The sequence below is a fragment of the Lentilactobacillus hilgardii DSM 20176 = ATCC 8290 genome, assembly GCF_000159315.1.
Lineage (GTDB): Bacteria > Bacillota > Bacilli > Lactobacillales > Lactobacillaceae > Lentilactobacillus > Lentilactobacillus hilgardii.
Window position 1 is genome coordinate 1 of the sequence record NZ_GG670059.1, and the last position, 241, is coordinate 241.

Below are 241 nucleotides of genomic sequence, written 5' to 3' on the forward strand. Positions count from 1 at the left end.
TGACGGCCGTGGCCTGGTTCGTCCTCGGCCCCGACCCCAAGCTCACCTATGCCCTGGTCAATGCCGTCGCCGTACTGATCATCGCCTGTCCCTGTGCCATGGGCCTGGCCACGCCGATGTCGATCATGGTCGGCACCGGGCGCGCCGCCCAGCTCGGCGTCCTGTTCCGCAAGAGCGAGGCGCTGCAGCAGCTCCGCGACGCCAAGGTCGTGGCCTTCGACAAGACCGGCACGCTGACGGA

Annotated in this window: 1 pseudogene; it reads left to right on the plus strand. The window is 68.9% G+C overall.

The features are described 5' to 3' along the window. Positions 1-241 (plus strand): annotated as a pseudogene (locus tag HMPREF0519_RS13540) (P-type ATPase actuator domain-containing protein); the annotation flags it as partial.